The sequence below is a fragment of the Microvirga sp. jy35 genome, from assembly GCF_056148915.1.
The window spans coordinates 1-10,197 of sequence record NZ_JBWBEW010000075.1; the positions used below are offsets into that span (position 1 = coordinate 1).

A 10,197-nucleotide genomic window follows, 5' to 3' on the forward strand; every position below is an offset into this window, starting at 1 on the left:
GATGATCTCTGGCGGAAAGCGGTGGCGTTTGTAGCTGACAGACCTGCTCATGCCGACCTGTCTACCTGGTCGCAGTCAAACCCGAGTTAATGTGACAACGCCGTCCTGGGTCATGCCGCCATGTGCTACGCGAAAACGGTCCGGAAAGCAGCCGTGCCGTCGCGGCCCAGTAGGTACCAGAAGGGATCTCGAGCGCGATCAGTAGAGGACGGAGGGGAAGTAACAGCCCTCTGGCTCCCGGTAGCGGCCCATCGTCATCAGTGTCATCGGTTTGATGGCCCGCATTCCCTGGTGTAGGCACCAGCGAAACAGGTTGGCCTGCCGCGTCGGCACGAGCAGCGAGAGCGGCTCCGGGCTCAAGGCGCCCGCGCCGGCCAGGAGTGCCCTCATGTCGAGCTCGGTCTCAGCCACGCCATGGTTCATCAGCCAGAACGCCGCCGCCGAGAGATAGCCGGTAGTTCGGCCCTCCCGCTCAACCACGAAAGGCGCGAACACGTGAAGCGCCTCCTGGAGTTCATGGGTGCGCTCGACGCTATGAACGGCCGAGCAAAGCGCCCCACATGCCTCCAGGTCCGCGGCGGTCATCGGCCGGACAGCATAGCCCCCATCTGGCCCGCTGCGGGGCGTGCCCTGCATCAGCAGGAGCGGCTCCCGGACGTCGAATCCGAGCGGGGCGTAGAGCGACATTGAACGGGTATTGAACGCATCCTGGACGAGGCGCACGCCAAGGGCGTCGCCCGCCCGCGCAAGGGCACCCTCCATCAGCCGCCGCCCCACGCCGCTGCCCTGCACGGCCGGGTCGACGGTGATCGGCCCAATGCCGCGGATCGGATCGCCTTCGGCCATGAAGTTGCTGCCAACCACCCGTCCGTCCTGCTCCGCCACTACCCCATAGATGGACGGGGCCGCGATGAAGGTCGTGGCGAGCTGCGTCCCCGCCTCCGCTGACGGGAAGTCCCACGGGAAGCCATGCTGGTCCGCGATGCCTTTGAAGGCCTCGAAGATGATGCGCCCGCAAGCCTCCGCGTCGGCGGGTGTGGCAGGGCGGATGACTGGGATCATCGCCGCCTCCCTGTCTTGCAGTCCCTCCATCGCGTTGGTGTTGGCAACGGGGCTGCATTGCCGACTAACTTCCAGCAGAAACGCCCCTCAGGCAAACGAGATTCCGAGCCAGATCGTGATGAAGGCAAGGGAACTGACGATGGCAGCCCACTCCGCCGCCGTGAGCCTGCCCGAGGGTGACACTGATGAATTGCCCAGGATCATGGTAACCCCCTCGCTTCGTGCTCCGACGTGGCCGCTGCAAGGACATCCGAGCCGCTCAATTCCACCTGCGTCACCGTACATCGGGGCAACGGCGTGGATGTGTTGGGTGACACATCCGCGGCCGAGGTAGTACTCGTCGTCGGTGGAACTCGCGACGGCATGTTGTCTTCGGAGTGCTGGTTGATCCCTCAACGGGCTGTCTTCCGATGGGCGTCAGCATGGTTCTCCCCGGATCGATCCCGACAAGTCTCGGTCACGGACGAATGCTGCGGTGAAGGGATGTGCATCAGGGCTTGACCGGGAACCGCAACAGGCGCATCTGCCTTGTCCATCCGCGGACTGCTTCGGCAGAGCGCAGACCCACAGGAACCCTGAACCCCATGCCAAGCGACAGTCACAGTCGATTGACCACGCCGTTGCCGGCCCGCATGCACGCCTGATCGCTTGATCGGCTCACCCGCCGCCGGCCTGCGACGGCTGGTCGGAACCGAGGTGAGCCCATGACCCTCCTGAACCTGTTCCCGCTCCGCGCCGGCGTGCGCACGGAGCACGTATCCTCCGATGATCGCGGCGTGACGCTGATGCTCGTCCTCCTTCTCGGGCTCGTGTTCGCGCCGATCATCGGCCTGCACATCGCCGCCGTCGCCTTCGGCCCTGAAGCCGCAGCGTCCCAGCCGGAGAACCTCGCCCACCACGTCACCCCGCCGGCGAAGCACACCCGCAGCTAGCCGTTCCTGCCCGAGGACGACCCGATGATGAACTTCCATGGCCTGCGCCAGGGCCGTCTCGTGCGCCTGGCGCAGGACAGCGCGACGCTTCCTGCTCCCGCTGATGTGCTCTGGATCGACCTCTTGGATCCCACGCATGAGGAGGAGAAGGCGGTCGAGGCGCTGCTGGGTCTTCAGGTGCCGACCCGGCAGGAGATGGCCGAGATCGAGGAGTCCGCCCGCCTCTATCAGGAGCACGGCGCCCTCGTCATGACGGCCGTGATCATCAACGGCGTGGCCGAGGGTCGGCCTTCCCGCACCCAGGCCACCTTCGTGCTGACCCCGACCCATCTGGTGTCGGTGCGCTATGCCGATCCGTTGCCCTTCCGCTCGTTCGCGGCCAAGAGCCAGCGCCAACCAGAGGCCCACACCACCAGCGACAGCCTGCTGGCCTCGCTGCTGGAGAGCATCGTCGAACGCGCCGCCGACGTGCTGGAGATGGTAGCGGCCGACCTGAACGAAGTCTCGACCCGGCTCTTCATCGAGGACCGCGATCTGAAGCGGCGGAAAGCCCGGCGCGTCGAGGACGAGCTCCAGGTGCTGATCAAGCGGCTTGGACGCAAGAACATGATGGTCGCGATCCTGCGCGAGAGCCTGCTGTCGCTGTCGCGTCTCGTACCCTACCTGCGCCAAGGTGCGGAGGAGTGGCTCACTAACGGCAGCCCGGCTCGTCTGAAGCAGGTCGAGCGCGACCTGCGCTCGCTCTCGGCCTACGAGGGGCAGCTCTCGTCCGAGATCGTGTACCTGCATGACGCCACGCTCGGGCTGATCAACCTCGACCAGAACCGCATCATCAAGGTGTTCTCGATTGCCGCCGTTCTGTTCCTGCCCCCCACCCTGGTCGGCACGATCTACGGCATGAACTTCGAGTTCATGCCCGAACTGCGCTGGGACTATGGCTATGTCGTCGCCCTGGTATTGATGGTCATCTCGGCGGTACTGCCCTATCATTGGTTCAAGTGGAGGGGCTGGCTCTAGCCCCTGTCCCTCCGGCTGATCGCCAGGAGGGTTGCCATGCTCCACCCCGTGCGCGCGCTGCTGCTGGTCGCCCTCACCTGGGCCGCATCCCTGATCCTAACCCTACCCTCCAAGGCCCAGTCCGAGGTCGATCTCGCCCTCGTCATTGCGGTGGACATCTCCTACTCGATGGACACGGACGAGCAGGAGTTGCAGCGGGAGGGCTTTGCTGAGGCCTTCCGCTCGCCGCTCGTCCACGACGCGATCCGCGATGGCATGCTGGGCCGCATCGGCGTCACCTACATGGAATGGGCAGGCTCGGCGGACCAGAAGGTGATCATTCCCTGGACGGTCCTCGACAACGCCGAGAGCCTGATGGCCTTTGCCAGCAGGATCGCCTCGACTCCGTTGCGCCGGGCGCAGCGTACCTCGGTCTCGGGAGCCATCGATGCGGCCGCGAACCTGTTCGAGGACAGCGGGCTGGAGGCCGCCCGAAAGGCGATCGACGTCTCAGGCGACGGTGTGAACAACCAAGGCCGACCAGCTCCTCAGGCGCGCGATGAGGCCGTTGCCCGCGGCATTACGATCAATGGCCTGCCGATCATGCTGAAACAGCCGAGTTCACTCGATGATCCGGACCTCGACATCTACTTCCGCGACTGCGTCATCGGCGGCCAGGGCGCGTTCATAGTGCCCGCACGCGATAAGTCGCAGTTCCGGGAGGCGATCAAGGCCAAGATCCTGCTGGAGGTCTCCGGCGTGTGGCCGCCCACAGGATCGTTGATCAGGCCCGCGCAAGATAATGCGATCCGGCGGGCGGACTGCTTTGCCGGCGAGGCGAGGTGGAGAGACCGGTTCGGCAACTAGGGGCTGCTGGCTGTCTTGATGGGCCAGCCCAGGGCACTGGCCTGGGCGAGGAGGCAAATCCCCCGAACCCGGAACCGCAGGCCCAGGCTGAACATGCGCATCGCGGGGTGGGAGCGGCCTGCCGAGTCGAGAGCATCGGCCAGATGCATCAAATGTCGGGCAACGTCTTCCTGCCGATGGGCCTGCCGGATCAGGTCCCGGCGTCGCTGCCATGCCATCAGATGCAGCCGTCTTGTTGCCATACCGCCTCCCGCCTGCGGATGAACCAAGGGTCGTCCCGTGCGTGGTCTGCCCTAGCTCCAATCCTAGCGGTTTTCTCCTGAACGGGAGCTTAGGATGATCGGCATCGCACGCACCCTTGTTCCCCTGCTGCTGGCCGCCGGAATGGTGATGTCGGGGACCTGGAGCGCTCATGCTGAGGTCGATCTGGCGCTGGTGCTGCCGGTCGACGTCTCGCTGTCGATGGAGCCGGACGAGCAGGAACTCCAGCGGGAGGGGTTCGTCGAGACGTTGGTGCGTAAATCGGTCCGGGATGTCGTGCCAAGTCAGGGGTAAGGTATAGAGGCGATCCGCCGAAGCTGAGAGCCGCATGCCCTACAAGGTTAATGAAAAGCGCCGCCACAAGATTCCAAAGGCCCGCTACCGCGTGCAGAACTGGCGGGAGTATGAGGCGGCGCTGCGTCGGCGTGGGGACTTGACTGTGTGGGTCACACCTGCGGCGATGGCCGCGTGGAAGCCACCCCACAGCGGCTGTCGTGGCCGACCGCAGCAATACTCCGCGATTGCGATCGAGACGGGCTTGATGCTGCGGCTGGCGTTTGGCCGGCCGTGGCGTCAGACCGAAGGCATGCTGGCTTCGATCCTGCGTCTGCTCTCTCTGGACCTTCCGGTTCCCGACCACACCACTTTCTCGCGCCGCAGTGCCGACCTGATCGTTGCCAAGGCTTTAAGCGCAGGAAGCGGGCCGGTGAACGTGGTGATCGACTCGACCGGTCTGAAGATGTTCGGCGCTGGCGAATGGCAGCATGAGAAGCATGGCGGCCAAGGGTATCGGACGTGGCGCAAGTTACACCTCGCCGTCGATCCCGATACCGGTGAGATCCTCGCCTCGGAGCTGACGACCACCGAAGACGGTGATGCCTCACAGGTCGGACCGCTGCTTGATCAGATCTCAGGCCCGATCGCTTCGGCCACGGCTGATGGCGCATATGATGGCGAGCCGGTCTACCGTACCATCGCCGAGCGGGATCCTGCTGCGGCTGTGATCATCCCACCGCGATCAACGGCAGTGCCGAGCAACTCGGCCGAGACGGCGCCCACCCAGCGAGACGGGCACCTCCAGATGATCCAGGCGCGCGGGCGTCTCGGCTGGCAGAAGGCGGTCAACTACGGTCGTCGGTCATTGGGCGAGGTGGCGATGATGCGCTACAAAACCCTGATTGGTCGCCGCCTCCATGCTCGGACTCTGTCTATGCAAAAGGCCGAAGCCGCGGCCGGCTGCAAGGTCATCAACGTCATGACCCGCCTTGGCATGCCGGTGTCCCAGCGCATCGTCTGAATCCCTGCAGCCAGGGCATGAACTCGGCCCACCTCTCAATTATGCACCAACGTCCTTCGCTCGGGGTCGAACCTCCCTGTTGTAGAAACGCTTGAAGGTCAAAGTAGCGGCGGAGAGGCGTCCTTGAAGGGTTTGCGTAGCGCCACAGCTATTGTGTCACCGAGGCCGTGTGAGTTCTCAAAGCCTGAAGGGTTGCAGTTCCAAGCTTACCCGTAACCGGAAGGCCTTTGGCTCGCTCAAAGGCTTCAACGGCTTTGCGGGTAGAGGGGCCTAATGCCCCATCAGCTTTCAGTTTTCCATACCCGAAATCGACAAGCGATTCCTGTGCCGTGCGGATCTCCTGCTTGGAAAGACCAACAGCGGACGTCGTGCTGACCGCAGGACTTTCCACCATGGTTACAGGCTGATCTGACGGCCCGGTGAACTGAAGGCGGGTTTGCTCAACCGCCTGACTAACACTCGCCCGGAGGGAATCCAACTGCTGGAGTTCTTCGGTTGCTGCTTCGATCCGCGCCAGCATAGTATTCAGATCTTGGCCGGCCACAATCTTTTGATCATTGGCTTTCGCCAACTGATTGCGCTCTGCGGTGACACTCTCAATCTGCTGTCGAAGCTGCTGATTCTCACGTTGGAGCGTGTGCTCCTCAAGTCCTGTAGATAGGACGGAGTACACGAACAGGCCCCAGCCGATCGCCGTCGCCGCCAGGAGGCCTTTACCTGTTGCGCCGAGCTGCAGCCTGACTTGGTGATTCACATGGCTCATGGGCTTACTCGCGGATCGTTAGCTGAATGTCTGAGAGCGTCGGGTGCTCACATCAGCTCCGCATTGGGTCGAGCTTGTGGCGCAATTGGGCCCACGCGAATTCCTTGGGCTCGCATGGTTAATCGATCGTCAATTCGAGCGATCAGTGACCATTGGCAGACTGCTTGCTGGAGGATGCGCTGCAGCGGCTTGTATCGCGATGTGCTGTTCTGTGAGGCCGATGATCCCATGGGACAGTAAGCTAGGGTCATGACATCCTGACGGCAGTTGGGTGGATACCCATAGGACGTCGTTTAGATGCGAGAACTCCTCCACACAGAGAAGCACCCCCGCTGAGGAGGGGCTATCCTCGGCGAGGGCGCTGTGGTGCCTGAGCGCACCACCTCGGGCTGATACGCAACGTGCCCAGCGAGTCTGATTTGCAACTGCCAAGGTTAATATTCAGTTCCTAGGAACTATCTTGAGTGGTCTGACTAGGTTTCATTGAGGGGTCATCCTCAATCATTCGGCGTATGGAACATCCTCCGGCGGCTCGAGAGGGCCAGAATAGACGCTCCGGCGAGGCGCCCGGCCGGTCCAAGGTTCAGCGTTTTCTATCTCATCTGTAGGGCTACAAACGCGCTCCCGTCTGACAAGCTCTTCCCCAAAGCGGTTGATGCGCCGTCTTACAACGGTTCGGCACCTCTCGCTCTCGATGCCACGGGACGGATCGGCATAGAGGTTACGCTCATAGGTGCGCTCAGTCCCGCCATAGCGGTCATACTGATACTCGCTGTAGGAAACCTCGGTGCCGGTCACGCACCCGCCGAGCAATATGGTGACGGCAGTCAAGGTGACTATAGGACCGACTCGTTTGGACCAGCTCAACATCGGAGCCTCCCTGTGTACGCTGGCGACGCCGACAGGCATCGTCCAGCCTCACAGGGAGTTTCGGGAGGAAGCCTTGAACCGTATCTGAACGGCTCAGCTATCATCACAGGTTAGGGAGATGAGCCCGTGGATGGAGATGATCACCTCAGGAGCCGCTATCAGGCTATCGCCGCGTCAGCGCTCTTCACGTCGGTTCCACCTCCTGCCGCGGCCCTCACGGCTTCCCAATTGGCGAGGCGATCCACACGTTCGTTCTCGGGATGGCCGGCATGACCCTTCACCCACTTCCAGGTGATCTGACGACCGACCATCAGGGCATCCATCTGCATCCATAGATCCTGATTCATGACCGGCTTGCCGTCTGCCTTACGCCAGCCTTTGGCCTTCCAGCCCCGGAGCCATTCGGTCGCGCCCTTGATCACGTACTGGCTGTCGCTGTGGATCACCATGGGGAGATCCTTGGGGACAGCTTCAAGAGCCTTAATGGCGGCTGTCATTTCCATCTTGTTGTTCGTCGTGGATCGATCTCGGCCAAGGATAATCTGCTCTTCACCTGCAATGGTGATCACGGCAGCGTATCCGCCTGGGCCAGGGTTTCCCAGGCATGCGCCGTCGGTGAAGATAATGGCTTGGTTGGTCATATAGGTTTCTCGATAGGTTCGTTAGGAAATGGATTGCCCCAGTGAGCAAACTGGAATGGCATAGAGCAGGGGAGGGTTTAAGATCCCCTGACCGGATGCCAGCAATCCACAGGAGCGATTTCGCCAAACGACAAAGCCTGTCGGGAGGAGCCTCACGCAGCTATCGTGAGGTGGGGCAGGAAGACTGTTTTTAGCGAGTTACAGTCTTGCGTGGTATCGTCAGATGTAAAGGGTTGCCTGAGGGGACGTGATGGACGACCAGAGGAAGGAACTTCGCAAGCTCATCGCACAACTCCGGCCCGTTCAGGGGGGTTGTTCGACCACGCGCGAGTACCGCAACTTGGACGAACAGAATGATGCAAGGACTGTCTTGGAGGCAGTCGGCCTTCAGTTCACACATCTACACCACAGGGGTGAGGGGAGAGACCCACCTGACTGTGAGGTGGAGATCGATGGTGTTCGTTGTGGGATCGAACTGACTGAGTTCGTTCACAGGCGGACGCTGGAGAAGTCCATCAAGGCCCACAAGACCGATAGCCGGCATCGCTACTATCATGAGTGGACTCGAGAGGAATTCCTTAAGCAACTCCGAGAGGAGATTGCGAAGAAAGACCAGCCGACGGATTTGAAAGACGGTCCTTGGCAGCGGTACTTCCTCATCTTCTGGACGGGAGAGATGCATTTAGGAAACGAGGAGCTAACGGACTTCCTTGATGGTGTTGTATTCGAGTGCGAACTGATCACAGATGCACTCATAGGCTTGGACTACCACCCAAGCCGGGGATACCCAGCTATTCGCATTCCAGTGGTCAGGAAGACAGCGACCATCCGATGACGATGAATCGTTGAGAGGAGGAGCTTCCGGGGTTGCTTTGAAGATGAGAGGGTGAACAGCAGTCCATCCGGCTGGACTGCATGTCCGTGGGCGAGAATACATTTGCACAACAAGCGCTCGCAGGGCAGCTTTAGCTGGGCCATCGGTCCAGGTTGATCTTCAACGATCGAGTTTCTCCGCCGAGTGGTCAGTGGCTATTCAAGCGCTTCAATGTCTCCAAGAGCCGCGTGCCAATCTCTATGGCTTGCTCTGCTGCGTCTGGATCAACGTCGAGGCCGTGTGAGGCTTGGTTCATCGCCTGCAGTGCGACCTCAAACTCACCCACGCCTTCCAGAGTGATTCCATCCCGCTCAACCTCCTGGAGCATAGGACCAATTCCTATGCTACCAATGCCTCGGCCGCGTGCTTGCAACAGCAAGCGCAACTCGCGCTCGATCTCAATCCGGAGCTTCACAGCCGACATCAAGGGGAATTCGCGGGCCAACTCCTCGGCAGTCGGCAGGTTGCCTTGCAGCTGACTCGGAAGCGAGGGGGAGAGCCGATACTCAGCGACACCCATAGGTTTAGCGGAGTCGCGCAAGGCATACTCCACCACCACCGCATTCTTTCCCTTGCAGAGGATGATCCCAATGCTCGGCCCGTCAGTTTCATGACGAAGCTGATCGTCGACGGCTGAGAGGTAAAAGTTCATCTTCCCGGCGAACTCCGGCTTGAACTCCTCAATCTTGAGTTCGAGAACAACAAAGCAGCGCAGGCGCAGATGGTAGAAAAGCAGATCGAGGTAGTAGTCCTGGCCACCCACCTCGAGCGGATATTGGCTGCCGACGAACGCAAAGCCTTTGCCCAGTTCAAGGATGAGCGATCGGAGATGGTCCAGGAGGTTGCGCTCAAGTTCCCGCTCGGACATGTCTGGACCGAGTGCCAAGAAGTCGAAGCTGTAGGGATCCTTGACCAGCTCTCTGGCAAGCTCTGACTGGGGAGCGGGCAGGGTCCACTCGAAGTTGGTGATAGCTTTGCCCTGGCGATGGTACAGACCACTCTCGATCTGGTGGACCAGGATGTTGCGGCTCCAGCCATGCTCGATGGCCTGACGGGCATACCAGAGACGCTCTGCCTGATCCTTCACGACCTCGACCAAGCGAACATTGTGGCCCCACGGCAATCGTGCAACAACCTGTTGCACGATCTCCCGATCGGGATAGGCCTCGGCGAACGCCCGCATGTATTTGAGGTTTCGCCCTGAGAGGCCAGTCATCTCCGGGAATGCCCGCCGCAGATCTTCGCCGAGCCGATCAATCACGCGAGCGCCCCAGCCTTCTGTCGCCTGCCGGACAAGGATGTCACTGCCGATGCTCCAGTAGAGAAGGATCAGCTCCTGGTTGACCGCGACAGCAGCGCGAAGGCGGGCGGCACGAATGCGCTCCTTCAGCTCACTCAGAAGTGCTGTGTATCCGTTGAGGTCCGGTGTGGGAGGTATACGCACCATGGCATGACTTTAGCAGGAGATAATGAGAATCGCTGTAGCCGAGAGCTGTTACTTTTTTAGCCTTTAATCCAAGCTGAATGTAAACAAGATAACTTTTCGCATAATAAACGTTTTGACAAGAAGTCTGTAACCGGTGCCGTGGCAGGATCCTCTCACAGGAGGATCTCATGCGCACCAATCAGCGGCT

Annotated in this window: 11 protein-coding genes; 6 read left to right on the forward strand and 5 right to left on the reverse strand. The window is 61.1% G+C overall.

Features of this window, described 5'->3' with window-relative positions; all coding sequences use genetic code 11:
- Positions 1 to 198 precede the first annotated feature (198 nt).
- On the reverse strand, positions 199 to 1,062 hold the full coding sequence (locus AC0QTX_RS26460; protein ID WP_474606775.1) for a GNAT family N-acetyltransferase: 864 nt from the start codon (positions 1,060 to 1,062) through the stop codon (positions 199 to 201).
- A gap of 704 nt (positions 1,063 to 1,766) precedes the next feature.
- On the opposite strand from AC0QTX_RS26460, the gene AC0QTX_RS26465 reads away from it, so the two are divergent.
- Genes AC0QTX_RS26465 through AC0QTX_RS26475 form a run of 3 tightly spaced genes read left to right on the forward strand, consistent with a single transcriptional unit; the run spans position 1,767 to position 3,857 of the window.
- A complete protein-coding gene (locus tag AC0QTX_RS26465; RefSeq protein WP_474606776.1) occupies positions 1,767 to 1,994 on the forward strand; it encodes a hypothetical protein in 228 nt (75 codons plus the stop codon).
- Positions 1,995 to 2,018: 24 nt separating this feature from the next.
- A complete protein-coding gene (locus tag AC0QTX_RS26470; RefSeq protein WP_474606777.1) occupies positions 2,019 to 3,011 on the forward strand; it encodes a magnesium transporter CorA family protein in 993 nt (330 codons plus the stop codon).
- 36 nt (positions 3,012 to 3,047) lie between these two features.
- The gene (locus AC0QTX_RS26475) at positions 3,048 to 3,857 is read left to right on the forward strand and encodes a DUF1194 domain-containing protein (protein WP_474606778.1); all 810 of its coding nucleotides are present in this window, start codon (positions 3,048 to 3,050) and stop codon (positions 3,855 to 3,857) included.
- Here AC0QTX_RS26475 and AC0QTX_RS26480 read toward each other — a convergent pair.
- Complete coding sequence (locus AC0QTX_RS26480) at positions 3,854 to 4,099, reverse strand: hypothetical protein (RefSeq protein WP_474606779.1); 246 nt, start codon at positions 4,097 to 4,099, stop codon at positions 3,854 to 3,856. The two genes, AC0QTX_RS26475 and AC0QTX_RS26480, sit on opposite strands and share 4 nt — an antisense overlap.
- A gap of 94 nt (positions 4,100 to 4,193) precedes the next feature.
- Between AC0QTX_RS26480 and AC0QTX_RS26485 the strand changes: the two genes are divergently transcribed.
- A complete protein-coding gene (locus AC0QTX_RS26485; protein ID WP_474606780.1) occupies positions 4,194 to 4,412 on the forward strand; it encodes a DUF1194 domain-containing protein in 219 nt (72 codons plus the stop codon).
- A gap of 34 nt (positions 4,413 to 4,446) precedes the next feature.
- Positions 4,447 to 5,415, forward strand: coding sequence for an IS5 family transposase (locus AC0QTX_RS26490; protein WP_474606781.1), 969 nt, complete (start codon positions 4,447 to 4,449; stop codon positions 5,413 to 5,415).
- 148 nt (positions 5,416 to 5,563) lie between these two features.
- Here AC0QTX_RS26490 and AC0QTX_RS26495 read toward each other — a convergent pair whose 3' ends face one another.
- Both AC0QTX_RS26495 and rnhA read right to left on the reverse strand, forming a co-directional pair.
- Positions 5,564 to 6,178 carry a peptidoglycan-binding protein gene (locus tag AC0QTX_RS26495; RefSeq protein WP_474606782.1) on the reverse strand — a complete coding sequence of 205 codons (615 nt, stop codon included), beginning with the start codon at positions 6,176 to 6,178 and terminating at the stop codon, positions 5,564 to 5,566.
- Between the two features lie 1,028 nt (positions 6,179 to 7,206).
- Complete coding sequence (gene rnhA / locus AC0QTX_RS26500; RefSeq protein WP_474606783.1) at positions 7,207 to 7,689, reverse strand: ribonuclease HI; 483 nt, start codon at positions 7,687 to 7,689, stop codon at positions 7,207 to 7,209.
- Positions 7,690 to 7,939: 250 nt separating this feature from the next.
- On the opposite strand from rnhA, the gene AC0QTX_RS26505 reads away from it, so the two are divergent.
- Positions 7,940 to 8,524: a hypothetical protein gene (locus AC0QTX_RS26505; RefSeq protein ID WP_474606784.1), complete on the forward strand. Its 585-nt coding sequence runs from the start codon at positions 7,940 to 7,942 to the stop codon at positions 8,522 to 8,524.
- A 187-nt stretch (positions 8,525 to 8,711) separates the two neighbouring features.
- On the opposite strand, the gene AC0QTX_RS26510 is transcribed toward AC0QTX_RS26505, so the two are convergent.
- On the reverse strand, positions 8,712 to 10,010 hold the full coding sequence (locus AC0QTX_RS26510; protein ID WP_474606785.1) for a PDDEXK nuclease domain-containing protein: 1,299 nt from the start codon (positions 10,008 to 10,010) through the stop codon (positions 8,712 to 8,714).
- Between the last annotated feature and the right edge of the window lie 187 nt (positions 10,011 to 10,197).

Bases quoted from the DNA above. Each gene is read 5' to 3' on its own strand.
- rnhA (WP_474606783.1), bottom strand. From the start codon at position 7,689: ATGACCAACCAAGCCATTATCTTCACCGACGGCGCATGCCTGGGAAAC.
- AC0QTX_RS26505 (WP_474606784.1), top strand. From the start codon at position 7,940: ATGGACGACCAGAGGAAGGAACTTCGCAAGCTCATCGCACAACTCCGG.
- AC0QTX_RS26490 (WP_474606781.1), top strand. From the start codon at position 4,447: ATGCCCTACAAGGTTAATGAAAAGCGCCGCCACAAGATTCCAAAGGCC.
- AC0QTX_RS26460 (WP_474606775.1), bottom strand. From the start codon at position 1,062: ATGATCCCAGTCATCCGCCCTGCCACACCCGCCGACGCGGAGGCTTGC.
- AC0QTX_RS26475 (WP_474606778.1), top strand. From the start codon at position 3,048: ATGCTCCACCCCGTGCGCGCGCTGCTGCTGGTCGCCCTCACCTGGGCC.
- AC0QTX_RS26510 (WP_474606785.1), bottom strand. From the start codon at position 10,010: ATGGTGCGTATACCTCCCACACCGGACCTCAACGGATACACAGCACTT.
- AC0QTX_RS26480 (WP_474606779.1), bottom strand. From the start codon at position 4,099: ATGGCAACAAGACGGCTGCATCTGATGGCATGGCAGCGACGCCGGGAC.
- AC0QTX_RS26495 (WP_474606782.1), bottom strand. From the start codon at position 6,178: ATGAGCCATGTGAATCACCAAGTCAGGCTGCAGCTCGGCGCAACAGGT.
- AC0QTX_RS26470 (WP_474606777.1), top strand. From the start codon at position 2,019: ATGATGAACTTCCATGGCCTGCGCCAGGGCCGTCTCGTGCGCCTGGCG.
- AC0QTX_RS26485 (WP_474606780.1), top strand. From the start codon at position 4,194: ATGATCGGCATCGCACGCACCCTTGTTCCCCTGCTGCTGGCCGCCGGA.
- AC0QTX_RS26465 (WP_474606776.1), top strand. From the start codon at position 1,767: ATGACCCTCCTGAACCTGTTCCCGCTCCGCGCCGGCGTGCGCACGGAG.